The sequence below is a fragment of the Streptomyces sp. NPDC093261 genome, assembly GCF_044753645.1.
GTDB lineage: Bacteria > Actinomycetota > Actinomycetes > Streptomycetales > Streptomycetaceae > Streptomyces.
Map to the genome: position 1 here is coordinate 1 of NZ_JBIVNO010000004.1, position 24,331 is coordinate 24,331.

The 24,331-nt window shown below is 70.4% G+C and carries 20 protein-coding genes and 2 pseudogenes; 8 read left to right on the forward strand and 14 right to left on the reverse strand.

The window, feature by feature from the left end; translation table 11 throughout:
• Positions 1 to 176: 176 nt before the first annotated feature.
• Together ACIP94_RS11665 and ACIP94_RS11670 are read left to right on the forward strand one after the other, a co-directional pair.
• The gene (locus ACIP94_RS11665) at positions 177 to 1,247 is read left to right on the forward strand and encodes an ADP-ribosylglycohydrolase family protein (protein ID WP_402423105.1); all 1,071 of its coding nucleotides are present in this window, start codon (positions 177 to 179) and stop codon (positions 1,245 to 1,247) included.
• Positions 1,248 to 1,316: 69 nt separating this feature from the next.
• Entirely contained in the window at positions 1,317 to 1,808 is a 492-nt protein-coding gene (locus ACIP94_RS11670) for an NUDIX domain-containing protein (protein ID WP_402423109.1), read from the forward strand.
• A gap of 896 nt (positions 1,809 to 2,704) precedes the next feature.
• Here ACIP94_RS11670 and ACIP94_RS11675 read toward each other — a convergent pair.
• Both ACIP94_RS11675 and ACIP94_RS11680 read right to left on the reverse strand, forming a co-directional pair.
• Positions 2,705 to 3,436 (reverse strand): alpha/beta fold hydrolase, encoded by a 732-nt coding sequence (locus ACIP94_RS11675; protein WP_402424216.1) that lies wholly within the window; start codon positions 3,434 to 3,436, stop codon positions 2,705 to 2,707.
• 104 nt (positions 3,437 to 3,540) lie between these two features.
• On the reverse strand, positions 3,541 to 3,879 hold the full coding sequence (locus ACIP94_RS11680) for a hypothetical protein (RefSeq protein WP_402423112.1): 339 nt from the start codon (positions 3,877 to 3,879) through the stop codon (positions 3,541 to 3,543).
• A gap of 373 nt (positions 3,880 to 4,252) precedes the next feature.
• Here ACIP94_RS11680 and ACIP94_RS11685 point away from each other — a divergent pair, with 373 nt between their 5' ends.
• Positions 4,253 to 4,444 carry a hypothetical protein gene (locus ACIP94_RS11685; RefSeq protein WP_402423114.1) on the forward strand — a complete coding sequence of 64 codons (192 nt, stop codon included), beginning with the start codon at positions 4,253 to 4,255 and terminating at the stop codon, positions 4,442 to 4,444.
• Between the two features lie 197 nt (positions 4,445 to 4,641).
• On the opposite strand, the gene ACIP94_RS11690 is transcribed toward ACIP94_RS11685, so the two are convergent.
• The 4 genes and pseudogenes from ACIP94_RS11690 to ACIP94_RS11705 form a co-directional block, all read right to left on the reverse strand.
• A complete protein-coding gene (locus tag ACIP94_RS11690) occupies positions 4,642 to 5,682 on the reverse strand; it encodes a LacI family DNA-binding transcriptional regulator (protein ID WP_402423117.1) in 1,041 nt (346 codons plus the stop codon).
• 63 nt (positions 5,683 to 5,745) lie between these two features.
• Positions 5,746 to 6,701 (reverse strand): annotated as a pseudogene (locus ACIP94_RS11695) (glycoside hydrolase family 3 protein); the annotation flags it as partial.
• Between the two features lie 47 nt (positions 6,702 to 6,748).
• A complete protein-coding gene (locus tag ACIP94_RS11700; RefSeq protein WP_402423120.1) occupies positions 6,749 to 8,506 on the reverse strand; it encodes a discoidin domain-containing protein in 1,758 nt (585 codons plus the stop codon).
• Between the two features lie 104 nt (positions 8,507 to 8,610).
• The gene (locus ACIP94_RS11705) at positions 8,611 to 9,705 is read right to left on the reverse strand and encodes a DUF1996 domain-containing protein (RefSeq protein WP_402423123.1); all 1,095 of its coding nucleotides are present in this window, start codon (positions 9,703 to 9,705) and stop codon (positions 8,611 to 8,613) included.
• Between the two features lie 316 nt (positions 9,706 to 10,021).
• Between ACIP94_RS11705 and ACIP94_RS11710 the strand changes: the two are divergent.
• Together ACIP94_RS11710 and ACIP94_RS11715 are read left to right on the forward strand one after the other, a co-directional pair.
• Positions 10,022 to 10,506 (forward strand): annotated as a pseudogene (locus ACIP94_RS11710) (coagulation factor 5/8 type domain-containing protein); the annotation flags it as partial.
• 106 nt (positions 10,507 to 10,612) lie between these two features.
• Entirely contained in the window at positions 10,613 to 11,338 is a 726-nt protein-coding gene (locus ACIP94_RS11715) for an SIR2 family NAD-dependent protein deacylase (RefSeq protein ID WP_402423126.1), read from the forward strand.
• 153 nt (positions 11,339 to 11,491) lie between these two features.
• Here ACIP94_RS11715 and ACIP94_RS11720 read toward each other — a convergent pair whose 3' ends face one another.
• Together ACIP94_RS11720 and ACIP94_RS11725 are read right to left on the reverse strand one after the other, a co-directional pair.
• The gene (locus ACIP94_RS11720; RefSeq protein WP_402423129.1) at positions 11,492 to 11,974 is read right to left on the reverse strand and encodes a methylated-DNA--[protein]-cysteine S-methyltransferase; all 483 of its coding nucleotides are present in this window, start codon (positions 11,972 to 11,974) and stop codon (positions 11,492 to 11,494) included.
• Positions 11,975 to 11,983: 9 nt separating this feature from the next.
• Positions 11,984 to 13,462 carry an AlkA N-terminal domain-containing protein gene (locus tag ACIP94_RS11725; protein WP_402424218.1) on the reverse strand — a complete coding sequence of 493 codons (1,479 nt, stop codon included), beginning with the start codon at positions 13,460 to 13,462 and terminating at the stop codon, positions 11,984 to 11,986.
• 458 nt (positions 13,463 to 13,920) lie between these two features.
• Between ACIP94_RS11725 and ACIP94_RS11730 the strand changes: the two genes are divergently transcribed.
• Positions 13,921 to 14,853: a ferritin family protein gene (locus tag ACIP94_RS11730; RefSeq protein WP_402423132.1), complete on the forward strand. Its 933-nt coding sequence runs from the start codon at positions 13,921 to 13,923 to the stop codon at positions 14,851 to 14,853.
• Positions 14,854 to 15,037: 184 nt separating this feature from the next.
• Here the strand turns inward: ACIP94_RS11730 and ACIP94_RS11735 are convergent, their stop codons facing one another.
• The 4 genes from ACIP94_RS11735 to ACIP94_RS11750 all read right to left on the reverse strand — a co-directional run bounded on the left by ACIP94_RS11735 (position 15,038) and on the right by ACIP94_RS11750 (position 20,096).
• Complete coding sequence (locus ACIP94_RS11735; protein ID WP_402423134.1) at positions 15,038 to 15,547, reverse strand: O-acetyl-ADP-ribose deacetylase; 510 nt, start codon at positions 15,545 to 15,547, stop codon at positions 15,038 to 15,040.
• On the reverse strand, positions 15,544 to 16,953 hold the full coding sequence (locus ACIP94_RS11740; protein WP_402423137.1) for a phytoene desaturase family protein: 1,410 nt from the start codon (positions 16,951 to 16,953) through the stop codon (positions 15,544 to 15,546). The genes ACIP94_RS11735 and ACIP94_RS11740 overlap by 4 nt, the downstream gene beginning before the upstream one ends.
• Before the next feature lie 301 nt (positions 16,954 to 17,254).
• Positions 17,255 to 18,100, reverse strand: coding sequence for an inositol monophosphatase family protein (locus ACIP94_RS11745; protein WP_402424220.1), 846 nt, complete (start codon positions 18,098 to 18,100; stop codon positions 17,255 to 17,257).
• A gap of 172 nt (positions 18,101 to 18,272) precedes the next feature.
• Positions 18,273 to 20,096 (reverse strand): gamma-glutamyltransferase family protein, encoded by a 1,824-nt coding sequence (locus ACIP94_RS11750; protein ID WP_402423139.1) that lies wholly within the window; start codon positions 20,094 to 20,096, stop codon positions 18,273 to 18,275.
• Between the two features lie 166 nt (positions 20,097 to 20,262).
• On the opposite strand from ACIP94_RS11750, the gene ACIP94_RS11755 reads away from it, so the two are divergent.
• Both ACIP94_RS11755 and ACIP94_RS11760 read left to right on the forward strand, forming a co-directional pair.
• Entirely contained in the window at positions 20,263 to 20,505 is a 243-nt protein-coding gene (locus ACIP94_RS11755) for a DUF6480 family protein (RefSeq protein WP_402423142.1), read from the forward strand.
• Positions 20,506 to 20,896: 391 nt separating this feature from the next.
• Complete coding sequence (locus ACIP94_RS11760) at positions 20,897 to 21,592, forward strand: hypothetical protein (protein WP_402423145.1); 696 nt, start codon at positions 20,897 to 20,899, stop codon at positions 21,590 to 21,592.
• A gap of 25 nt (positions 21,593 to 21,617) precedes the next feature.
• On the opposite strand, the gene ACIP94_RS11765 is transcribed toward ACIP94_RS11760, so the two are convergent.
• Both ACIP94_RS11765 and ACIP94_RS11770 read right to left on the reverse strand, forming a co-directional pair.
• Positions 21,618 to 23,147, reverse strand: a complete 1,530-nt coding sequence (locus ACIP94_RS11765) for an NCS1 family nucleobase:cation symporter-1 (protein WP_402423147.1) — start codon at positions 23,145 to 23,147, stop codon at positions 21,618 to 21,620.
• Positions 23,148 to 23,304: 157 nt separating this feature from the next.
• Positions 23,305 to 24,327: a TIGR03842 family LLM class F420-dependent oxidoreductase gene (locus ACIP94_RS11770; protein ID WP_402423150.1), complete on the reverse strand. Its 1,023-nt coding sequence runs from the start codon at positions 24,325 to 24,327 to the stop codon at positions 23,305 to 23,307.
• Positions 24,328 to 24,331: the final 4 nt, after the last annotated feature.

The window sequence follows — 24,331 nt, forward strand, 5'->3', positions numbered from 1 at the left end:
ACCGCAGCCGACTGGCCGCTGTCACCGCCCAGACTGCAATCTGAAACGAACGACGCCTCACGTGGCGAAACGTGAACTCAAGACCAGATCACTAGCCGGAGCACACCACCACCGCCACGCCCGTCCGACTCCCGGTACACGGCACAGCCACCCGCACAAACGGGTACACCGAAGCCATGACCCACGCGGGCAGCGAACTCGCCGACCGGATCCTCGGGGGCTGGCTGGGCCGGATCTCGGGCAACATGCTCGGCAAGCCGGTCGAGCGGGGCGACCTGTGGACACGCGAGCGCATCGACCAGTATCTGCGGCAGGCCTCCGCCCTGCCGCTCACCGACTACCTCCCCGAGCCCGCCACCGAGACCGACCGTCTGGAGCTGCGCCCCGAGTGGCGCCAGTGCGTACGCGGCCGTGTCCACGGCAGTTGCCGTGACGACGACGTCGACTACGCGATCCTCGGCCTCGACCTGCTGGAGACGCACGGCTTCGGCTTCAGCACCGAGCAGGTGGGCGACCTGTGGCTGCTGCGGTTGCCGTATCTCCAGACGTTCACCGCCGAGCGGGCCGCGTACCGCAATCTCGCGAACGGTCTCAAGCCCCCGCTCACGGCCACGTACGACAACCCCTACCAGGAGTGGATCGGCGCGCTGATCCGCGCCGACATCCACGGCTGGACCAGCCCGGGCGCCCCACGCCGGGCCGCCGAGCTGGCTCGCCGGGACGCGGTCCTGTCACACAGCGGCAACGGGGTCTACGGCGCGATGTTCGCGGCCGGACTCATCTCGGCGGCGTTCACCGCGCCCACGGTCCGGCACGCCCTGGACACGGCGCTGGCGCTGATCCCCGCGAGCAGCCGCCTCGCCCGCTCCGTGCGCCGGGTGATCTCCCTGCACGAGACCCGGCTGAGTTGGGAGGAGACGCTCGACACGGCGGTCGCGGAGACGGCCGGGCTCGGCTGGATCCACACCGTCCCCAACGCGGCGGTCCTCACCGCCGGAATCCTCTACGGAGACGGAGACTTCACCCGGACCATCGCGCTGACCGTCCGCGGCGGCCTGGACACCGACTCCAACGGCGCCACGGCGGGGTCGTTCGCGGGCGTCCTCACCGGAGCGCGGGCGATCCCGGAGCAGTGGAAGAACCCCTTGGAGGACACCGTCCGCAGCGCCGTCTTCGGCTTCGACGGCGTGCGTATCAGCGAACTCGCGGACCGGACGCTACGGCTCGCGCAGGGCGGGTCCCACTGAGTGAGCCGTAGCGCTGCCCGCTCTCCGGCGGCCGCGGGAAAAGCACCTGCGGCTGGTTACTCTTCCTGAATGACCACTCCAGACTTCGCCACGTACATCGCGGGCCTGCCCCGCGTTCTCGCCGGGGCCGCCGTTCTGTTCCGCGACGCCGCGGGGCGGGTCCTGCTCGTCGAGCCCAACTACCGCGAGGGCTGGGCGCTTCCGGGCGGCACGATCGAGTCGGACGACGGCGAGACCCCGCGCCAGGGCGCTCGCCGCGAGACGCTGGAGGAGATCGGCCTCGACGTGGAGCCGGGCCGGCTGCTCGCCGTGGACTGGGTACACGGGACGGGACGGCCGCCGCTGGTGGCGTACCTCTACGACGGCGGGGTCCTCGGCGAGGACGACCTGAAGGCGATCCGCCTCCAGGAGGAGGAGCTGCTCTCCTGGCGCCTCGTCCCGCGCGAGGAGATCACCGGCCATCTGCCCGGAGCCCTGGGCCGCCGCGTCCTGACCGGCCTCGACGTCCTCGCCGAGGGCTCGGGCACGGCGGAACTGGAGAACGGCCACCGCGTCGGCTGACCGGGCTCGGGGCCCTCTTCGGCCGCCCTTTCCGGCCCCGAACGCGTTCGAATACCCGTTGGCCGCGGCGCGACCACCCGCCCTACCCTCGATGACATGACCAAGCCCCTGGTGGTCCGGTCTGGAACCGGCTCACGCCTATCTATCGGGACGAGGACTGAGAATCACTAGGCCGCCATCAGTCGAGCGCCTGCGGTCCCGCTCCGTCCAGGCAACCGGCCCGTCGGCGTTGGCCTCACTTGCCCTGCCACCGATCGAGATCACCCGAGGCAAGTGATCACCGCCGAGGAATCCCCCGTTCGTCAGAAGGTCTCACTACCGTCCACTCGGATGCTGTTGCGATATGTGTGATCGGGCCGATCTATGAGCCACCGGGCGTCGATGATCTGTGCGGTGGTCACACAGTCAGGGCAATCCTCAGGGAGCCCACCCCACATGCCGAACGGGGAGCCGGACATGTCCGGCTTCTCGATGCCGCATAGCGTCCGCCGCTGGTAGCCGTAAGCGTGGCGGGCCGGGTCCGGCATCATCTCGGTTGAGGCGGTCTCCCATCGAAGGTCAGGCGGCATGTAGCCCGGTCGACACACCTTGAACGCCGCATCGTCGAAGCTGGTGACGGCGTAGCACCACGGACATGACTGGTATTCCGGGGCTCCGTCCGGACCATCAGGCCATCGGACCATCGCGCGAGCGCAAACCTCGCAGTGCACGCCCGAGTCCTGCCACAGCTCGGCCTTGCGCCATCCTCGCTAAGGCCCCATGGCACCGGCGCATGACGCCTGGCACTGTCCGATCTAGTACTCCAGTGCGGTTTCCTAATCCCCCAGCGCGTTGTGGCCGAGCACAGCAATTAGCGGAGTATCCGGGGAAGACAGGCGGTCTCGGAGCTGGCGCGATCAGCTGGCGGCAGGGAGCTGGCGGGCGAAGCGGCGGACGGCATCAGTGAAGGCGTCTGGGTCGTCGAAGTTCGCGAGATGTCTTGCTCTCGGGATCAGCTCGACCCGAGCGTGGGGATGTGCGCGGGCGAAGTCCGCCTCGCCGGCCCGGAAGACGGTGTCCTTTTCACCGTTGAGGATCAGTACCGGAGCCTCCACAAAACGCATCGCGCCCGCGTCGAAGCGTCCCAGTACCTCGTCCCAGGCTGCGGGCAGGGTATGGAAGGCGTAGCCGGAATGGATGGTCGCCTCCACCACTTCCGGCAGATAGAGCCGCCGCAGCAGCCAGTCGTTCCACTGGGCCAGCCGATCTGCCGGAATACGAGGGACCAGCTTGGCGACCCATCGGTATGGCGCTGCCCAGAGGCCGCGGGTGGATGCGCTGGCTCCCGCGAGGATCAGCCCGCGCAGTCTTTCTGGATGACGTCGCGCGAACTCCAGCGAGGCGTATCCGCCGAGCGAGTGCCCGACGACCAGAGCCGGCCCACGGTCGAGCGAGTCCACCGCGGAAGCGATGATCTCGGTCGCGCTGTTCAGACTCCAGGGTTGAGCCGAGCGCTTCCCATGGCCGGGCAGGTCGACGGCGGCTACCGGGAATTCGTCCCGGAGTGCAGCAAGCTGCACGCTCCACTGTCCCGCGCTGAAGCGCGTCCCGTGAACGAAGACGATGCCCACTGCATCCGCTGACGTCATCAGTTCCCCCAGGTTCTGCCGTCCAGCCGACTCTACCGGCGCGGTCTCGACCACGATCAAGGGAGATGCCGGAAGGTGCTCTAGCGGCCAACAGGGGTGCTCAGTCAGGTGAGTTCATCGGCAGATCGTCGTCGGTAGTGGCTGCGCCGGGCTGTTGCCTGGTGGTGTCTGCGCCAGATCGACCAGTGCAGCAGCCTGGTCGTGGACGCGACCGGTGAGTTGACGGCGACCGGGACTTGGTGGCGGATCTCTGGGACGGTCAGTGTGATCGGGTCGCTGCTGCGGGTGGGGTGGTGCGGATCGGTAGGTCGGTCGGGGGCTGCGCTGGCGGCGACAGCGGTCAGGAAGGCCAGGGCGAGCGTGATGTGCCGGTGCCATGAGATCCAGAGCTGGTAGTGGTCGAGGCCGGCCTGGCCCTTGGCGGCCTGGGAGCATTCCTCCACGCTCCAGCGGACACGGCCACGCGGACCAGCTCCGCCGGCGCCACCTTGGTGGGCGACCAGCACAGGTAGCCTCGACCACGTGTTCCCGGACGGCCTCGGGGGTGTGAGAGAACGGGCTGTTGACCAGTTCCAGTTCTCGCGTCCGCAGCGCGTCGTGAAGTGCCACCTGCACCAGCGCCCGGTGCCATTCCAGGTCCACGGCCGCCTGCCGCGAAGCCGAGGCGAGCTTACGATTCGTCTCGTACTCGCGCTGGTTGACGATATCGGCGGCAAGAGCATTGACACTCGTCCTCGCCACATCTAGCCCAGTTCTGATGGCGGCGGTCTTGACGGCCTTCGAGGACGCCAGCCTGACCAGTTCCACGGTGCGTGAGTGCTGCCGCTCACGAAGGTATCCGTTGAGCGAGCCCATCCGCACCTCATGGTCTTGCTGCTGCCGGGCCTGTTTGCCTTCCTGGTGTCCCTTGAGCAGGCCGAAGGCGCCTTCAGCCGCCGTATTGCCCCACTCGATGAGCTTGTCGGCCTGCTCGGCGAGTCCCACCAGACTCACCAGGCGCGACAATAAGCCCTTCGGCGCCGCCACCCTGCCGCTCGCCGACTTCTTCGCGGTTGGCGGCCGCCGACCGCCCGCGCCGGCGGAACCGGCCCCGCAGCCGCCGTGGCGTCCGGGCCTGGACGGACGGCTGGCCCGGGAAGCTCCCCTGCGGCAAAGGCAGCACCTGCCAGCCGGCCACAGCGGACGGCCGGCGATGTAGAGGTCCGTTATGCGGTCTCGCGCACGATCAATTCGGGATCGAAGACGACGCAGGTTGGTTCGAGGCGCTCCCCTGTGATGTGTTCGTCGAGGATGCGGACCATCTCGGCGGCCATCTGTTCGACCGGCTGGCGGATCGTGGTCAGTGGGGGGCGGCAGGACAGGGCGATGGCGGAGTCGTCGAAACCGATAACCGCGACGTCGTCGGGCACTCGCCTGCCCCGCTCGCGGAGTATCTGGCAGGCACCTTGGGCCATGAGGTCGTTGGCCGCGAACACGCCGTCTACGTCCGGGTGTTCGTCGAGCAGCTGCCCCATGGCCGCGACGCCGCTGTCGAGGGTGAAGCCGCCTTCGGCGACGGGCAGGTACGGATGGCCGTTGCGGGCCATGGTGTCGCGGAACCCGGCAAGTCGCTCCTGGCTCGCGGTCACGGCCAGCGGGCCGGCCACGCTGGCCGGTCTGCGGCAGCCGCGCGCCAGGAGATGCTCCGCAGCGAGCCGTCCGCCGTCGCGATGGTCCAGGTCCACATAGCTCAGAGGCGTGGGGCGTGCCGGCCTGGCAAACAGCACGGCCGGCAGGTTCGCTTCGGCCAGCAGCGCGGGCAGCGGGTCGTCGGCGTGGGTGGAGACGACGAGCGCGCCGTCGGCCCGGCCCTGCCGCAGGTAGGTCAGCACCTCGTGCCGGTCCTCGGCCGACTCGGCGAACATCAGCACCGGATGCATGGAGCGCGGGCGCAGGAATCCGATGACTCCCGAGACCACCCGTCCGAAGAAGGGATCGGCGAAGGCCCTGGCGGCGAAGGCTTCGTGGGTGTCCTGTGGGGGGTCGCCTGCTCCGCAGACCACGAGCGCGATGGTCTCGGCGCGCCGGGTCACCAGAGCGCGGGCGGCCCGGTTGGGTGCGTAGCGGGTCCGTTCGATGGCCTGGCGCACCAGTTGCTGGATCGCCGGGTCCACGTTGCGAATGCCGTTGACGACGCGGGAGACGGTCGCCCGGGACACGCCTGCCTCCCGGGCGACGTCTTCCAGGGTCGGGGCCTGTTTGCTCATGACGGCACCCTAGTGGCGGGCCAGCGACACCGCATAGAGCGCTCTCCGTCTCCCGGGCCGCGCGCGGTTGGCGAGCAGGACCGTGCCGGCGGCGGCCGCCCGGCATACCAGTGCCCGTACCGCGCCCGAGGGCAGGGCAGGGGGCTGCTCGGGGAGGGGCCGGCCCAGCACGCCGAGCCAGTCGGCCTGCCTCGGCAGACGCCGCACCTTGTCGTCTACGACGTGCTGCGCGAGGTGTCCCTCCTCCACGGCGCGCACCAGCGCCTGCTCCCACGGCCCGTCCGGTCCGGGCATCACCGGGTCCAGCCCGGCGCGCGCGGTGTCCAGGGTGGTCCGTGCCGCTCCCCAGTCAGAGGCGACGACGCCGTCGAACCCAAACTCGCTCCGCAGCGGATCGGACAGCAGGGGGTTGGCGGTCATGGTCGCGCCGTCGACCGCGTTGTAGCCGGCCATGACGAACCGGACGTCGGCCGCCACGGCCGCTTCGAACGGCGCGAGGTACACCTCGCGCAGCGCCCGCGCGCCCACCCGCACGTTCACGGTCAGCCGGTCGGTCTTGGAGTCGTTGGCCACGTAGTGCTTGGCCGTGGCCTCCACACCGTGCGCCTGGATGCCCCGCACCAGCACCGCTCCGATCCTGCCGGTCAGCTCGGGATCCTCCGGGAAGCACTCGAAGTGCCGGCCGCCGAGCGGGCTGCGGTGCAGGTTGAGGTTGGCCGCGAGGACCACGTGCACGCCCTTGCGCCGTGCCTCCAGGGCGAGAAGGGAGCCGAGTCGCTCGACCAGCGGGTCGTCCCAGGTGGCGGCGAGCGCGGTGGCCGAGGGCAGCAGAACAGCGGTGCTCCGCTCGTCCCACGACGGCCCGCGCACGCCGGCCGGTCCGTCCGACATACCCACGGCCGCAGGTCGATGGCCCGCTCCCCCGCCGTGCGCCAGGTGTCGGCCCCGGTGAGCAGTCTGGCCGTCGCCTGAAGCGTGAGCTTGCCGATCAGCCGATCGAACTGCTCTGCGCCGTGCATCCCCGCCCCCTCGTAGTGCATTCCCACCCCAGGATCGCGCCGTGTCTTCAGTTGTAGACGCCGAACTCGTACAGCGAGTAGCCGTAACCGGTGCCGCGCGCTGTGCCGTTGACGCGGACGTAGCGGCCCGTTGCGCTGACGTCGAAGTCGTCGACGCCGCCGTTGCCGTCGGTCACCGTCTGCACGGTCTTCCAGTTCTGGCCGTCGTCGGAGGTCTGGATGGTGTAGGCCTTGGCGTAGGAAGATTCCCACACCAGTTGTACGTGCTTGAATGAGGTGCGCGCGCCCAGGTCGACCTGGAGCCACTGCGGGTCGCTCCAGTCGCTGGCCCAGCGGGTGCTGAGGTTGCCGTCCACCGCGTTCGCCGCGGTGCACGGGCAGTCGCCGTAGCCGCCTTGGAAGGACGAGGCCGTGGCGGGCTTGCCGAGCGCAATGTTCGTGCCGTTGACCGCGGGCGGCACCACCTTGATCGAGCGGGTCTCCACGCCGACGTTGCCGTGGCCCTCGGTCGCCTTGACGTAGACCTTCCACACGCCGGGCCGGTCGGGCGCTGTGATCTTCAGCCGGCCGCCGCCCAGGTTGGTGGAGGGCAGGGATGCGAGTTGCTTGCTTCCGTCGATGTAGTTGCTGTTGTCGAGGACCTCGTAGCTGATGGGGTCGCCGTCGGGGTCGGTGGCCTGCACGTCCAGGATCAGGTCGCGGCCGGCCTGCACGTTGCCGGCGCCGCCCTCGACGCTCAGGTCGGAGATGACGGGCGAGGTGTTGTCGTGCGAGGTGTCCCCTCCGTAGGCGCGCTTGACCGCGTAGTAGGAGAGCCGCTTCTGACCGGCCGGCAGCAGGTTGAACCAGATGCCGCCGAAGTCGTACTCGGTGCCGTAGTGGAACATCGTCGCACCCAGTGCCACGCCCTTGTGCCCGGTGATGCAGCCCCACGCGCGGGTGTAGGCGTCGGCCTTGGCCTGGTCCGTGGGCTCCTGGGGTACGCCGTTGGCGTCGTGGGGCACCTCCCACTCTCCCGCAGGGCCGGTCTCGGTGACGATGTACGGCTTGGTGTACCCGCCCTGCTGCCAGGCGGACCTGACGTCGCAGACGGCGTTGTAGGAGTTGACGGCGTACAGGTCGAGGTCGGGCGCGTTCTTCTTGAAGTACGGCCAGGCGCCGACCCATGCGTCGGTGGAGGTCACCGGGTGGTTCGGGTCGATGCTGTGGATCCTCTTGGTGATGTCGTCGACGAGGGTGGTGTAGGCGTTGCGTTGTCTTTCCAGCTCGTCGCCGCTGTAGCAATTCTGCAGGCCGAGTACGGACTCGTTGCCAACGTCCCACATGAGAACGCCCGGGTTGTCCTTGTAGGCCTGTACCCACTTGGGGAACTCGTCGAGCACCTGGTTCTTGTACGTCGTGTCGGCAATGTAGTTGACGCATCCGCCGGCGCCGGGGCCGCCGCCGGGCTGGAGCCAGAATCCGGCGATGACCTTGATGCCGTGGGCCGTGGCGGAGTCGAACAGCGGCTTGCTGGAGGCGTCAGTGCCCCAGGTGCGGATGGTGTTGACGCCCATGGACCGCAGGTCGGGCATGTACTTGTCCGCGTCGGAGACGGCCGGGCCCCACGTCAGGCCCTTGATCTGGTAGGGCTGTCCGTCCACGGTCAGCTGCCAGTTGCCCTGGGTGCCGGTCACCTTCACGACGCTTCCGGCGGCGTGGGCCGCGGGCGCGGGGAGGGCGGCAAGAGCGCCGACGGTCAGGACGCCGGAGGTCAGGGGAGCCAGGAGCCGGCGCGTGCGGATGCGGGTGCGGGATCGGGACATGGTGTCCTCTTCTGGTGTGGGGTAGGGAGGTGGGCGGTCCGGCCGCAGCGGGGCAGGCGAGAGACCGAACCGCCCGGATACGGGGAGAGAGGGGTGCGGCCCGTTCAGGGCAGCTGGTAGTTGGCGTCGAGCGCCGCGCCCGCCTCGGGGTGTGTCTGGTCGTAGCCGCGTGCGTCGCACTGCAGGCCGCCGACGATGCAGTGGTCCACCAGTGCCTTGAGCGTGGCGTCGTCCCAGGCGTTGAAGAAGTCGTAGTGGAAGGAGTAGCTAGGCCCGCTGGCCAGTCTCAATCGGGAGAGGTCCCCGTTGACAGGGAAGGCCATCTTGAACTCGATCATGGGCACGGCCACTGGGTGGTCGGCGGGGCAGACGTTGTCGTTGGTGCCGGGTTTGACCACGGGGTAGGCCATGTGACTCCTGTGGTCGGGGGTGTCGAGGTACTTGCCGTCCCAGCAGCTGGGGGCCTGGAAGCGGATGTTGAGCTGGACGTCGGCCCGGTTTGGGCAGTCGGTGGGGAAGTTGACGTTGAAGTAGCTGTCGCCGCACTCCCAGCCCTCTACGAAGCCGGGGTGGTGGCGGAACTCGTCGGCACTCTGCATCGGGCTGCCCACGACGAACCTCAGCCCCTTGGGGAAGGACCGCACGCTGGTGTAGTCGGTCACGCCGGCCTTGTAGTAGATCGTCTGGGGGCCGACGGGAAGCACCTTCTGGTCGCCGTTGAACAGGGTGGGCATCCAGTAACCCGATTTGTCCCCGGGCGCCTTACACGTGGTGGCTCCCGCGTCCAAGGAGGCTGTGGTGCTGTCTGCGTTCGTCGACGTGTTGCCCATGAACGTGTGGTCGTGGGACTTGCCTGGCTGCCGCGGGTAGACGATCGGGTCGTCCGTGGCGGTGTGCGACACCGAGCAGTTGGCCTGGAACTCGTGGAAGTAGCGGTGCGGCGGATCCTGCGTGGACGGGGTCACCCCGGTGACCGGCGGGTTCGCCGGAATGTAACCGTCACCGTGCGGGTCCTCTGGCGATGACACAGTCGACACCGCCATGGTGTGACCTTCGTGGACGGCCGCGGACGAGACGACGGCTTCGTTCTCGGACGTGGACGCTCCGGCGCTTGCGGCGGCGCCACCCAGGTCGACAGAGGTCAGCAGCAGCGCACCTGCGATCAGCGCGCCTGACAGAATCTTCGATCTCCGCGGCATGGAGACCTCCTGAAGAGAGGGGAAGGGGAGGTCGTGCGGTCATGGAGCAGGGAGAGCGCTCTCCCATCCTGGAGTGTCAACGCGGTTACGCCTGAGCGTCAAGCGACGTGCGCACCGGAGGGGAATCCCTTACGCCTACCGCCCTCACGGCAACGGCTCGGATCACAAGGGGAGTTGAGCGATCAACTCTAAAACGCGGACACACCGGCGACACCTGAAATTCCTCGGATTACTGCCGCAGGCCTTGACTCTGGGTTCACTGGGATGAAGCATCCCCCGGTGAGAGAGCGCTCCCCCACCCGTATACGTTCACCTCTTGAACCAGGAGAGTCGCCCCCATGCCCCTGCATCCTCCGGGCCCAGAGTCACGCGCCGCACCCTGCTCGGTGCAGCCGCCGCAGCCGCGGTGTCGGCTCCTTGCCTGACGAGCCTGGCGACGCCGGCTTCCGCCTCCCCATCCACCGTCCGGCGGCCCGCCCTGCCTGGCGGGGCGACCTCGGCCCCAACGTCCTCGTCTTCGACCCTTCCACGCCCAACATCCAGGCGAAACCGGATCAAATCATCCAGCAGCAGGAATCGGTCCAGTTCGGCACCGGCCGATACGCCCTGCTGTTCAAACCGGGCACCTACAGCGGCCTCAACGCCCAGATCGGTTTCTGCACCTCCATCGCCGGCCTCGGTCTCTCCCCCGACGACACCACCATCAACGGCGACATCACGGCCGACGCAGGCTGGGCCAACGGCAACGCCACCCAGAACTTCTGGCGCTCCGCGGAAAACCTGGCCCTCGTACCCGCCAGCCACTGTGCGCGGGACATGGACCGCAGCCATTCAGCGCAGCCGACGCGCGAGGGGCACGCCCCGATATACGCTCGCCCCGAGTAGGCGAGCGTTCTACTCTCAGCCCATGAACAGGCCACTTGTCGCCATCCTCAGTGGCGCGGGGATCTCCACCGACTCGGGCATCCCTGATTATCGCGGTCCGAACGGGCTGTGGCGGCGGGATCCCGAGGCCGAGAAGCTCGTCACGTACGAGTACTACATGGGCGATCCGGAGATCCGGCGGCGCTCCTGGCAGATGCGGCGCGGCAACCGGACGCTGAAGGCCGAGCCGAACGCCGCGCACCGGGCCGTGGCCGAGCTGGAGCGGTCCGGGGTGCCCGTGCGGGTGATCACACAGAACGTGGACGGGCTGCACCAGCTCGCCGGCATGCCCGCCCGCAAGGTGCTGGAACTGCACGGCACCGCCCGCAGCGTCGTCTGCACCAAGTGCCACGCCCGCGGCCCGATGGAGAAGGCCCTCGCCCGGGTCGAGGCCGGCGAGGAGGATCCACCGTGCCTGGAGTGCGGCGGCATCCTGAAGTCGGCGACCGTGATGTTCGGTGAGCGCCTGGACCCGGCCGTCCTGGGCGAGGCGGTCGCCATCTCCAAGGCCTGCCAGGTCTTCATCGCCGTCGGCACCAGCCTCCAGGTGCAGCCCGCCGCCGCCCTCGCGGGCCTGGCCGCCGATCACGGGGCCCGACTCGTCATCGTCAACGCCGACCCGACCCCGTACGACCACCGCGCCGACGAGATCATCCGCGAACCCATCGGCACGGCACTGCCGAGGCTGCTCGGCACGCTGGCCGCGTAGACACCGGCGGTGGTGGCGCAAGCGCCAGGGTTAGAAGCAAGGCCGTGAAGTTTGCGGCTTGGTTGTGTCGTCAAGGGCTGGCGACCGCGAGGATTTCAATGCTGGTAGTGGCTTTGTAGCTGGTCCTGTCGATGCGGCTTCACGGCCTTGGGGCTAGAAGAGGGCCGTGCCGCTTTCGAAGTCCAGCAGGCGCTTCTTGCGGTCGAGGCCGCCGCCGTAGCCCGTCAGGCTGCCATTCGCGCCGACGACGCGATGACAGGGCACGATGATGCCGATGGGGTTCCTGCCGTTGGCGAGTCCCACCGCGCGTGAGGCGCCCGACTTGCCGAGGGCATCGGCCAGTTCACCGTAGGAGCGGGTCTCGCCGTAGGGGATGCGGCGCAGTTGCTCCCAGACGCTGCGCTGGAACGGAGTTCCGTCCAGGCGCAGTTCGAGGGTGAACTCCTTCAGCTCCCCGGCGAAGTAGGCCGCCAGCTGGTCGGCCGCCGCGGCGAAGGGCGCCTCGTCCCGGTCGCCGAAGGTCTCCTCCGGTGGGCGGTGGCGTTGGTCGACCATGTACAGGCCGCACAGAACGCCGTCGTCGGCGACGAGGGTGAGCAGGCCGTAGGGACTGTCGACAAGGGTGTGCTGCTTCATGGAACGTCCTTACACCGGGAGGAAGTTGATCGGGTGGCTGTCGGTCGCCCACAGATACTGGACCGCGTACGCCCGCCACGGCCGCCAGGCCGCCGCGCGGGCCGTGAGCGCCGCCGGGGTGGACGGCAGGCCCAGCTCCTGTGCGGCACGCCGGATGCCGAGATCGGTCGGCAGGAAGGCATCGGGGTCGCCGAGGGCTCGCATGGCGATCACATCGACCGTCCAGGGGCCGAAGCCGGGCAGTGAGAGCAGCCGGGATCGGCTCTCCTCCCAGTCGCTCTCGACGCCCAAGTGGAGCACCCCTTCGGCCAGTTGGCGCACGAGCGTGGTGAACGTGGTGCGGCGGGTGCGCGGCATCGCGAGCGACCCGGGATCGAGCGCGGCCAGCGCCTCGGGCGCCGGGAAGAGATGGGTGAGGCCGCCCTCGGGGTCCTCGACCGGTTCGCCGTGCGCGGTGACCAGGCGGGCGGCGTGGGTGCGGGCCGCGGCCGTCGAGACCTGCTGGCCCAGCACGGCCCGTACGGCGAATTCGGCCTCGTCGACGGTGCGCGGCACCCGGCGGCCGGGCGCCTTGTCGACCAGCGGCGCGAGCAGGGGATCCGTGCGCAGCAGGGCGTCGATCGCGACCGGGTCGGCGTCCAGGTCGAGCATCCGGCGGCAGCGGCTGATGGCGACGGGCAGGTCACGCAGATCGCTGAGGGTGAGGCGGCATGCGATGTGGTCGGGCCGGGGGGTCAGCGCCACGATTCCGTGCCCGTACGGCAGCCGGAGCGTGCGGCGGTAGGCGCCGTCGCGCCACTCCTCCACGCCGGGGACGGCGGTCGCGGCGAGGTGGCCGAAGAGGTTGTCGGGGTTGAGTGGTGCCCGGAAGGGCAGGCGCAGGCTCAGGACACCGGGGGCGATCACCGCGTTCCTGGGGAGACGGCCGCGCAGCTCGCTCGGGGAGAGAGCGAAGACCTCGCGGACGGTGTCGTTGAAGGTGCGAATGGAGGAGAAGCCGGCCGCGAACGCGATCTCCGCCATCGGCAGGGCGGTCGTCTCGATGAGCAGCCGGGCGGTCTGGGCGCGCTGGGCCCGGGCGAGCGCGAGGGGGCCCGCGCCCAGTTCGGCGAGGAGCTGGCGCTCGATCTGGCGGGTGCTGTAGCCGAGGCGGCGGGCAAGTCCGGGGACCCCCTCCCGGTCGACGACGCCGTCGGCGATCAGCCGCATGGCGCGGGCGACCAGGTCGGCGCGCTCGTTCCAGGCGGGCGAGCCCGGGCTCGTGTCGGGGCGGCAGCGCTTGCACGCCCGGAATCCGGCCTGCTGGCAGGCGGCCGCGCTCGGGTAGAACGTCATGTTCTCCGGCTTGGGCGGCACGACCGGGCAGCTCGGACGGCAGTAGATCCGTGTGGTCAGGACAGCGGTGAAGAACCAGCCGTCGAAGCGCGCGTCCTTGGACCGGACGGCGCGCACGCAGCGCTCTCTGTCGGTGTGCATCCCGTTCCGCATGTTCTCCAGCATCGTCCATCCGCGGGGGCCGGGCTGGCGGAAATCCGACATGAAGATGGGCCGACCTGCCATTCCCGCGATTGCCGGCCAGGGGAACCGCCCCCAGGAAAAGTCCGTCAAGGACCGCCACGGGCGGGGCGGATATGCGCGACCCCCGCTTCGCCGGTCGGGACGAAGTCCTCACCCTCCGCCGCGGCCGCTTCGGCGCCACGCCGCGGCCGCTTCGGCGCCATGCCAGCAGCCCGGCGGAGACCGAAGTAGCGATAACGCAGAGTAATGCGCCAATAGGCGGATTGTCACTATCTGCCATAGAGTCCCTTTTGTGCAGGCCGGCGTGTCGACCCCGTGGCCCTGCGTCATTCGTCTCTCACACCCTGCGGACGGATCGGGCAGGGGCGTCTCAGGACTCGGCTCGTCAGGACTCGGATCGTCAGGACTCGGATCGAGAGGATCTTGCAATGCACATCCGTCACGTTGTTCCCGCCATAGCGGTCCTCGCTGTGATCGGGGCCGCCGCCCCGGCGACGCCGGCCGCCTCCTCCCCCACACCGGCCGCGCCCTCAGACAGCCGGCAATTCATGATCCACGCCGCCGAGACCGAGTCGGCGGCCTTCCTCCAGTACGCCGGCTACGCCGACGGTGCGCTGCGGAGCGGCCGCCGGGACCTGGCCGATGTCTGGCAGACGGTGGGTCAAGTCGAGCACCAGGACCACTGGATGCATGAAGTGACGCAGGCGGGGCTGTACAGCGCTACCGACAACGCCGCCAACGTTCGGACCGCGATTGAGCAGGCCGGGCACGCCGCGAAAGCGTACGCCCGCTGGGCGACGCAGGCCCCCGAGAACTCCGCTGCGGCCGCCGAACTGCGCGCCGCCGCCGCGCGGGAGACCGCCGCTGCCCACCTGCTCACCCAGGCGCTCACAGCCCTGCGGAGCGGGGGCAAGATCCCTGATCCTCCCTCCGTCCGCACGGTCCCCGTCCAGGTCAGCAACGCCCCCCTGCACACCGGGAGTTTCTACAACGTTCTGACCGGTGACTCGAACTCCGCGCTGTCCACAGCCGCACGGAACTGGGCGGAGTACCAGTCCCATGCCCAGACCGCGGTGAACACCGGGCAGGCGAGGCTGGCCGCGCTGTTCTCCGCCCTGGCGGCGCAAGAGCGCTACCAGAACTGGGCCGGACTGTCCAACGCCGCCGGTTACGTCAATTCCGAAGCCACCAACCTGAAGACGTCGATCGCCTCGGAACAGGAAGCGATCAACATGTACACGCGGTACGCAGACGAGGCCCAGAAAGCAGGCGACACGACCGCAGCGGACTTCTTCCGCGAGGCCGGTGGCGACGAGGTGGGCCACCAGCGGTCCTTCCGGCAGCTCACCGGCTCGAGCTGACTCACTCAGAGCAGGCGGAGGATCCACGTGGCCGGACCGGCAAGACCGACAGCCGCGGTCCGGGTCGCGCAGGATCAGCCCCGGCGGAAGGGCCGAATGTGCCGGCGTCTCCCGCTCGGACCCGGCACATTCGGCGCGACTGGACAGGGGACTCGGACGAGACGGGTGCCGGCCACGACCGTCGTCACCGGATCCGCCGGGCGAACACCTCGTAGGCCGCCTCGTCGAACAGCACGAACCTGACCTCCTCGACCGCCGTCTCCGCCGCCCGTACCGTCTCCACCGCGATACGGGCGGCGTCCTCCATCGGCCAGCGGTAGACGCCGGTGGAGACGGCGGGGAACGCGACGGTGCGGGCGCCGAGTTCGTCGGCGACCCGCAGCGCCTCCCGGTAGCAGGACGCCAGCAGGTGTGCGCGGTCCTCGGTGGCGGACCAGACCGGGCCGACCGTATGGATCACCCAGCTCGCCTCCAGCTCCCCCGCCGTGGTGGCGACCGCCTGGCCGGTGGGCAGGCCCTTGCCGTAGTGGGAGGCGCGGAGGTCGCGGCACTCCGCGAGGATCGCGGGGCCGCCGCGGCGGTGGATCGCGCCGTCCACGCCTCCGCCGCCGAGCAGGGAGGAGTTGGCCGCGTTGACGATCGCGTCGGCGCTCTGCCGGGTGATGTCCCCCTGGACCAGCGTGATGGTGGTCATCTCTGTCTCAGCCTTCGCCAGACGGCCTTCGCCGCGTTGTGGCCGGACATGCCGTGTACACCGGGTCCGGGCGGAGTGGCCGACGAGCAGATGAAGACGGCCGGGTGCGGGGTGCTGTACGGGAACAGGGACAGCTTGGGGCGCAGCAGGAGCTGGAGTCCGGACGTCGCGCCGCAGGCGATGTCGCCGCCGACGTAGTTGGCGTTGCGGGCGGCCAGTTCGGGCGGGCCCGCGGTGGCGCGGGCGAGGACGCGGTCGCGGAAGCCCGGCGCATAACGCTCCAGTTGACGTTCCATCGCGTCGGTGAGGTCTCCCCGCCAGCCGTTGGGTACATGGCCGTACGCCCAGAAGACCTGCTTGCCCTCCGGTGCCCGGGTGGGGTCCGCGACGCTGGGCTGCACGGTGATGAGGAACGGGGGGTCGGGTGCCCGGCCCTCCCGGGACGCCGCGCGCAGGGCGGTGCCGATCTCCCGGCTGTCGGCCCCGATCTGTACGGTGCCGGCGACGCGCGGTTCCTTCGCGGTCCACGGCACGGGGCCGTCCAGCGCGTAGTCGATCTTGAAGACGCCCGGGCCGTACCGGAATGTGTCGCAGTACCGCCCGAGGCCCGCGATCCGGGCCAGGGCCGTGGGCGACGTGTCGAAGACGTAGGCGCGCGCCGGGGGCAGGTCGTCGAGACGCTTGACCTCGTAGTCGGTGTGGACGGTGCCGCCTAGGTCCTTGAGGTATGCGGCGAGCGCGTCAGAGATGGACTGGGAGCCGCCGCGGGCCACCGGCCAGCCGCGGGCGTGCGCGGCCAGCGCGAAGACCAGGCCGATCGCGCCGGTGGCGAAGCCGTCGAGCGGGGCGATCACATGGGCGACGAGCCCGGCGAACAGGCTCTTGGCCCGCTCGTCGTGGAAGCGGCGCATCAGCCAGGTGGACGGGGGCAGGCCGACGAGGCCGAAGCGGGCCAGCGTGATGGGGTCCCGTGGGAGGGCGGTGAGCGGCAGGGACATGAAGTCCCGGGCCAGCGTGTCCCAGTGACGGAGGAAGGGCACGACCAGCCTGCGGTACGTCCCCGCGTCACGCGGCCCGAACGAGGCGGCCGTCTCGGCCACGGACCGGGACAGCACTGCGGCGGTGCCGTCGGGGAAGGGGTGCGCCATCGGCAGGTCCGCGTGCAGCCACTCGAGGCCGTACCGCTCCAGGGGCAGGGCTCTGAAGGCGGGTGAGTTGATGCCGAGGGGGTGTGCGGCGGAGCACGGGTCGTGCCGGAAGCCGGGCAGCGTCAGCTCCTCGGTGCGGGCGCCGCCGCCGATGGTGTCGCGGGCCTCGAAGACGGCCACGGAGAAGCCACGGCGGGCCAGCTCCACGGCAGCCGTCAGTCCGTTGGGCCCGGCCCCCACCACGACCGCATCGAGCATCGACGGCACCTTCGGACTCCTTTGTCAGCCGACGGCCACTGGCCCTCAGGATATGCCGGGGGGCCGACACCGCGGCGGCGCGGGGCCGGTCATCGAAGGAGGCCAAAGTTCCGTTTCGGGCGCCCGGGACGGTGCTCGCGTCCGGCGGTCCTGCAGTTCCGGCGGTCCGGCGGTCCGGCGGTCCGGCGGTGCGGCGGTCCGGCGGTCCGGCGGTCCGGCGGTCCGGCAAGGGAATCGCTCTCGGGCAGGACGCCCGCGCCATCGGCGCGGTTGGTCTCAGGTGCCGCCGGCGCTGGTGGTCTCAGGCCCCGCCGGTCAGCAGCTCCACCACCCTGCGGGCCGTGGCCTCGTCCCGGGCCGCGGTGAACGGCAGGGTGTTGCCCCCGGTGATGCGGAACGGTTCGCCCGCCACCGTGCGGTGGGCGCCGCCCGCCTCCTCGACCAGCAGCAGGCCCGCGGCGTGGTCCCAGGCCGCTTCCCAGCAGAACGCCGTGGCGTCCAGCAGGCCCTGGGCGATGTCCAGGTACTCCAGGCCGGCCGAGCCGCATGAGCGCGGGCGGACACCCTGCGTCTGGAGTCCGACAAGCGCGCGCTTCTGCTCGTCCGTCGTGTAGAGCGGGTGGGACGTGGCCACCTCCAGGTCGCGGCCCGGCGCGGGTGAGCCGGAGTGCAGGGGCCTGCCGTCGAGGAACGCGCCCCCGCCCCGTATCGCCGTGGCGAGCCGGCCCTGGGCCGGGGCGTAGGTCCAGGAGGCGCGCACGACACCGCACTGGGCGAGCGCGACCAGGGTGCAGAACCCGGGGTCGCCGTGCACGAACTGGCGGGTGCCGTCGACGGGGTCGACGATCCACACGGGCGCCTCGCCGCGCAGCGCGTCATAGACCGCGGGGTCGGCGTGGACCGCCTCCTCGCCGACCACGACCGAGCCGGGCAGCAGCTTGGGCAGCACCTCGGTCAGATACGCCTCGGCCTTGCGGTCGGCGTCCGTGACCAGGTCGTGGGGGCCGCTCTTCTCGTCGATCTCGTGCGCGGCGAGGCGGCGGAAACGCGGCATGACCTCGGTGGCGGCCGCCGTACGGACGGCCTCCTCCACGTCGGACGTGCGGTGGGCGAGAAACTCGTCGATGGTTTCGATGTCTCCGATCAGCATGCGTCCATGAGAGCACGCGGCACTGACAATCCCCACCGGTTTAGTGCACATACGGTGGAATCAGCGTGAACACCAGGTACCGGACCCCGCCGGACCGGGCGCCGACCGTCACCCGGGGCTCAGCGCCCGACCGTCACCCGGGGGCCAGCGTCCCACCGTCACCCGGGGGTCAGCGCCCGACCGCATATCCCTGCATCCCGCGCGGGTTGGCCGCCGCCGACAGCACCCCGGTCCCCGGATCGCGGGCGACCGCGCACAGCCGCCCTTCGGACCAGGCGTCGCCGACCGTGACGTCATGGCCGCGCAGGCGCAGCTCCTCGACCACCGCGGGGTCCATACGGGACTCGACGGTGACGCTGCCGGGCCGCATGCCGCGCGGATAGAAGGAGCCGGGAAAGCTGTCGTTGTGCCAGTTCGGGGCGTCGATGGCGCCCTGGAGGTCGAGGCCCCCGCGCACCGGCGGGCGCAGGGCGGCCGCCAGGAAGAAGTGCAGCTGCCACTGGTCCTGCTGGTCGCCGCCGGGCGTGCCGAACGCCAGCACGGGCACGCCGTCGCGCAGCGCGATCGAGGGGGTGAGGGTGGTGCGGGGGCGACGCCCGGGCGTCAGGGAGTTGGGCAGACCCTCGTCCAGCCAGGTCATCTGGAGCCGGGTGCCGAGCGGGAAGCCCAGTTCGGGCACCACCGGGTTCGACTGGAGCCAGCCGCCGCTGGGGGTGGCCGCGACCATGTTGCCCCAGCGGTCGACGACATCGAGATGACAGGTGTCGCCGCCGGTCGCCCCGTCGGCGCTGACATCCGGCTCGCCGGGCACCGGGGAGGTGGGACGCTTGGCGACCGTCGGCTCGCCGACCCCCGTCGGGTCGAAGCCGGGCTCGTCGGCCACCACGCGCGCGTACCGGCTCAGCCTTGGGACGCGGCCGGCGGGGGCCCCGGGGCGCAGCTCGTACGACGCCTTCTGGCCGATCAGGGCGCGCCGCCCGGCGTTGTAGGCATCGGACAGCAGCTCGTCCAGGGGCACCTCGGCGGCGTCGCCGTACCAGGCCTCGCGGTCCGCCATGGCGAGTTTGCAGCCCTCGATCAGCAGATGGACGTACTCGGCGCTCCCGTAGCGGGGCGGCTCGGGCGGGAGCAGGGCGAGCTGCTGGAGGAAGGCCGGTCCCTGGCTCCAGGGGCCGGCCTTGCACACCGTCCAGCCGTTCCAGTCGTAGGTCGCCGGCGCCTCGTAGGTCGCAGACCAGGCGGCGAGGTCGTCGGCCGTGAGGGTGCCGGTGTGGCGCTCGCCGGTCACGTCCATGGTGGGCCGCAGCGCCTGCCGCACCAGGGCCTCGGCGATGAATCCGGACCGCCACACCTCACGGGCGGCCTCGATCTGCGCCACCCGGTCCCCGGCCCCGGACACCTCGGCAAGCAGCCGTTTCCAGGTGGCGGCCAGCGCGGGATTGCGCAGCAGCGCCCCGGGCCGCGGCGCCCTCCCGCCGGGCAGATAGACCTCCGCCGACGACGTCCACTCGTTCCGGAACAGTTCCCGCACGCTCTCGACGGTCTCGCCGACGCGCTCCACGGGCGCGTGCCCGTGTTCGGCGTAGCCGATGGCGTACGCGAGGACGTCGGCGAGGGACTTCGTGCCATGGTCGCGCAACAGCAGCATCCAGGCGTCGAACGCACCCGGGACTGCCGCGGCGAGCGGGCCCGTGCCGGGGACGAGGGGGAGGCCCAGGGCACGGTAGTGGGCGATGGTGGCTGCGGCCGGTGCCACGCCCTGCCCGCACAGCACCCGCACCTCGCCGCCCGCCGGAGCGAGGAGAATCGGGACCTCCCCGGCGGGCCCGTTCAGATGCGGCTCCACGACATGCAGGACGAACGCGCCGGCGACCGCCGCGTCGAACGCCGTGCCGCCGTCCTCCAGCACGGCCATCGCCGACTGCGAGGCCAGCCAGTGAGTGGAGGACACCATGCCGAAGGTGCCCTGGAGGGTGGGGCGGGTCGTGAACACGGCGGACTCCTCACCACGGGGCCTGCCGTGATCGTACGCACTCGGCCACCGCCCGGGATGCCCCCAGCGAAACCGTCCCTTTTGCTCGATAATGTTCACATAAGGGGTGCGTGCGGGGGTACTCACCTCCGCAGGAACCACATCGACCGCGAGTGAGGGAGACGACATGCGGGACAGGGAGTACGGCGGCCCGGACCCCGAGTCGGCGCGGAACCCTCGCGTCGAGCCGGGCGGGGTTCCACCGGGTGAGACTCCGCCGGGCGAGGGCAGCACCTCGGGTGCCGCCCCGAACGTGGTCTACGACCGGACACGCGGCTGGGCCAAGGGGCCGCTGATCGCGATCATGTTGCTGACCCTGCTGGTGGCCGGCTTCTTCCTGGCGTACGCGCTCGCACTGATACTCCGGTAGGCCGCCACGCACATCCGGTGCGCGGGGCGGCGGGTCCGGCCCGTCCGCGGCCGGGACCCGCCGCCCCTCGTTGGCACGGCACGAGCGCGGCAAGGAAAGAGCCCCGCCCGGAGAGCACCTCGCCTCACACGGAGAGCGCCACGCCTCACACGGAGAGCGCCACGCCTCGCCCGGACAGCGCCACGCCTCGCCCGGACAGCGCCTTGCCTTGCGCGGACATAACGGGCACACCGTGGCGAGCGCAGCGAAACTCACGGACCGTCAGCGCCGGGCCTGTGACCGCCCGGCCACGGAGCGAGTTCGCACTTTCGCCTCACAGGGAGTCATGTGAGACTGGCGTCCCGTTCGCAGTGCGGGCTCCCTCCGCACCGTCCCCCACGAGAAGTGCGCCGTGCTTCCTCTGCCGCTCGCTCTGACCGCGCGTCTGCTGCCGGTCGCCGTGCTCGCCTCGGCCGGCTGGGCCATGTCGTCCGGGCCGCTCGCCGCGGCCCCGGCCACCGGCCAGAAGCAGGGGCAGGGGACGGGCCAGAACACCCAGGACACGGCGAGCGACTCTCCCGGGTCCGCGTCGTCCGCGGCGCCGCAGGCGACGGCCAAGGCCTACGCCAGCGCGCCCGCGCCGTGCGCCGCCCTGGCCGAGAACACGATCACGTCGCTCGTGCCGGGCGCCAAGACGGCCGGCAAGGAGATCCCGTCCACGGACGCCTCCATCCGCCGCACCTGCTCCTGGAACGCGCTCAAGGGCTTCGACTACCGCTGGCTGGACGTGACCTTCGAGATCATGGACTCGGAGGCCACGGCGCAGAAGACCTACACGCAGCGCACCACGGAGAAGAGCGGCGGAGGCGCGGTCCCCGGTCTCGGTGACGCCGGCTACTCGGTGGTGAACCTGACCACGGAGGACAAGCAGCAGACCCGCGAGGGTGTGGTGCTCATCCGCTCGTCCAACGCGCTGGTGTCCGTCACCTACAACGGCAGCGACTTCGAGACGAAGAAGGCGCCCGGCACCGACGAGATCAACAAGGGTGCCATCAAGGCCGCCCGGGACGCGGTGACCGCGCTGGAGAACGGCCGGAAGCAGAGCTGACCGTTCTCCGCGCGCGGCAGGGCCCTCAGGCCGCGGTCTCCTCGCGGCGCCGCAGCAGCATCAGCGCCAGGTACACCACCAGGGAGGTGCCGAGGCCCACCGCCCAGCCGTAGTCCGCAAGGGACTTGAGGGCCGGGATGGGACGGCCGTCGATCAGCGGGTGGAAGTCGGCGCCCCCGATCGCCAGCACACCGCCGATGACGAAGGCGAGGACGGCCCGCCAATTCCAGCCGCCCCCGTACCAGTACCGGCCCGCGCCCGAGCGGTAGAGGTCGGCGAGGTCGAGGCGGGCGCGGCGCAGGATCCAGTAGTCGGCGATGAGGATGCCGGCCGCCGTGCCGAGCAGACCGCCGACGAGACCGAGCCAGGTGAAGATATAGCCCTGCGGGTCGGAGTAGAGCTTCCACGGGAAGATCACCACACCGAGCACACAGGTGATGAGGGCGCCGGTGCGGAAACCGATCTTCCGGGGCGCGATGTTGGAAAAGTCGAACGCCGGCGAGACCAGGTTGGCCGCGATGTTCACGGACAGGGTCGCCACCAGCACCGTCACCAGCGCGTAGAGCAGTCCGACCACGCTGTCCGTCTTGGCGGCCAGTTGGACCGGGTCCCAGACCGGTTTGCCGTAGACCGCCTGCGAGCCCGAGGTGACCAGCACCGACAGGAACGCGAACAGGGTCATCGTGGTCGGCAGCCCCAGCGCCTGGCCCCAGGTCTGGGCCCTCTGGCTCCTGCCGTACCGGGTGAAGTCCGGAATGTTCAGCGACAGCGTGGACCAGAAGCCGATCATGCCCATGAGGGAGGGCCAGAACAGCTTCCAGAAGGAGCCGCCCCAACCGAGCCTGGAGGGCTGGCCGAAGAGCGGTCCGAGGCCACCGGCCTTGCTGCTCATCCACCACAGCATCACGAACGCGCCGACGAGGACGAAGGGCGCCGCCCAGTTCTCGAAACGGCGGATGGTCTCCATACCCCGGTGGATGATGGCGACCTGGATCGCCCAGAAGATCGCGAAGGACAGCCACATCGTCCAGGCGTAGCCGCCGACCGTGGACGCGTTCGCCCAGCTGTCGCCGATGAGCTTCCCGGCGAGGAAGTAGATCGCCTCGCCGCCGATCCAGGTCTGGATGCCGAACCAGCCGCAGGCCACCAACGCCCTGACGACGGCGGGCAGATTGGCGCCGCGCACACCGAAGGAGGACCGGGCGAAGACCGGGAAGGGAATCCCGTACTTGGGTCCCGCGTGTCCGGTGAGCAGCATCGGGACCAGCACGATCACATTGGCCAGGGCGATGGTGAACACCGCCTGCTTCCAGTCCATGCCCACGGCGATCAGACCGGAGGCAAGCGTCCAGGAGGCCGTGTTGTGGGCCATGCCCACCCACAGCGCGGAGAAGTTGTACGTGGTCCAGGTGCGCCTGTCGACGGGGACCGGGAGCAGGTCCTTGTTGGCGTACGGGCCGCTCGGCGGCGGGGAGCCCGGGGCGAACTCCACGCGGCCGTCGGGACGGGTGACTTGGGCGGCCATCGGTATGGCCGAGGGAACGGTGTCGGTCATGAGCAGGCCCATCGTGAGGTGAGGTGGGAAACGCCGTGCGGGTGGCGCCGATGGGGGGTGCGCCCCGGAGGTACGGCAGGGAGCGCCCTTGGTCCCCTTCCCGGGGGAGCGGGAAGGGGACGAGCGGGGAGGGGGGATCCCGAGGATCCTCCGTGGACTAGCCGTTGACCGCCGGGATGACCTGAGACCCGTAGGCGTCGATGACGGCCTCCTGCGCGTCGTGCATGTCGTAGAGGGCGAACTGGTCGACGCCGAGCTCACGCAGCGCGAGGAGTTTCTCGATGTGCTTCTCGACCGGGCCGATCACACAGAACCGGTCCACGATCTCGTCGGGCACGAACCGGGTGTCGGGGTTGCCGCTGCGCCCGTGGTGCGCGTAGTCGTAGCCCTCCCGGGCCTTGATGTAGTCGGTGAGCGCGTCGGGTACGGCGGCGGAGTGCGCCCCGTACTTCGAGACGAGGTCGGCGACGTGGTTGCCGACCATGCCGCCGAACCAGCGGCACTGCTCCCGCGCGTGGGCAAGCGCCTCGGGCGAGTCGTCCTCGGTGACATACGCGGGGGCGGCCACGCAGATCGTGACGTCGGAGGGGTCACGGCCGGCCGCCACCGCCGCGTCCTTCACTGCCTTGACCATGTACTCGGTCAGATAGAGGTCCGCGAGCTGGAGAATGAAGCCGTCGGCCTCCTCGCCGGTCATCTTCAGCGCCTTCGGGCCGTACGCGGCCATCCACACCGGCAGTCGGGCGCCGGGCTTGATCCACGGGAACTTGACGACCGTGCCGCCGCCGAGGTCGGCCTCCTCGCCGCGGCCCAGCGCCCGGATGACCTTCATGGCCTCGCTGATCCGGGCCAGGGTGTTGGGTTTGCGGCCGGCCACGCGCATGGCGGAGTCGCCGCGGCCGATGCCGCAGACCGTGCGGTTGCCGAACATGTCGTTGAGGGTGGCGAAGGTGGAGGCCGTGACCTCCCAGGTGCGGGTGCCCGGGTTGGTCACCATGGGGCCGACCGTCAGCTTCCGGGTGTTCGCCAGAATCTGGCTGTAGATCACGAACGGTTCCTGCCACAGCACGGCCGAGTCGAAGGTCCAGCCGTAGCCGAAGCCGTTGCGTTCGGCTCTCTTCATCAGGCTGACGACCCGCGAGGCGGGCGGGTCGGTCTGGAGGACGAGTCCGAAGTCCATGAGC

Coding starts and splice junctions, on each gene's coding strand:
- ACIP94_RS11665 (WP_402423105.1), top strand. CDS start 177: ATGACCCACGCGGGCAGCGAACTCGCCGACCGGATCCTCGGGGGCTGG.
- ACIP94_RS11670 (WP_402423109.1), top strand. CDS start 1,317: ATGACCACTCCAGACTTCGCCACGTACATCGCGGGCCTGCCCCGCGTT.
- ACIP94_RS11675 (WP_402424216.1), bottom strand. CDS start 3,436: ATGACGTCAGCGGATGCAGTGGGCATCGTCTTCGTTCACGGGACGCGC.
- ACIP94_RS11690 (WP_402423117.1), bottom strand. CDS start 5,682: ATGAGCAAACAGGCCCCGACCCTGGAAGACGTCGCCCGGGAGGCAGGC.
- ACIP94_RS11700 (WP_402423120.1), bottom strand. CDS start 8,506: ATGTCCCGATCCCGCACCCGCATCCGCACGCGCCGGCTCCTGGCTCCC.
- ACIP94_RS11705 (WP_402423123.1), bottom strand. CDS start 9,705: ATGCCGCGGAGATCGAAGATTCTGTCAGGCGCGCTGATCGCAGGTGCG.
- ACIP94_RS11715 (WP_402423126.1), top strand. CDS start 10,613: ATGAACAGGCCACTTGTCGCCATCCTCAGTGGCGCGGGGATCTCCACC.
- ACIP94_RS11720 (WP_402423129.1), bottom strand. CDS start 11,974: ATGAAGCAGCACACCCTTGTCGACAGTCCCTACGGCCTGCTCACCCTC.
- ACIP94_RS11725 (WP_402424218.1), bottom strand. CDS start 13,462: ATGCGGAACGGGATGCACACCGACAGAGAGCGCTGCGTGCGCGCCGTC.
- ACIP94_RS11730 (WP_402423132.1), top strand. CDS start 13,921: ATGCACATCCGTCACGTTGTTCCCGCCATAGCGGTCCTCGCTGTGATC.
- ACIP94_RS11735 (WP_402423134.1), bottom strand. CDS start 15,547: ATGACCACCATCACGCTGGTCCAGGGGGACATCACCCGGCAGAGCGCC.
- ACIP94_RS11740 (WP_402423137.1), bottom strand. CDS start 16,953: ATGCTCGATGCGGTCGTGGTGGGGGCCGGGCCCAACGGACTGACGGCT.
- ACIP94_RS11755 (WP_402423142.1), top strand. CDS start 20,263: ATGCGGGACAGGGAGTACGGCGGCCCGGACCCCGAGTCGGCGCGGAAC.
- ACIP94_RS11765 (WP_402423147.1), bottom strand. CDS start 23,147: ATGACCGACACCGTTCCCTCGGCCATACCGATGGCCGCCCAAGTCACC.
- ACIP94_RS11770 (WP_402423150.1), bottom strand. CDS start 24,327: ATGGACTTCGGACTCGTCCTCCAGACCGACCCGCCCGCCTCGCGGGTC.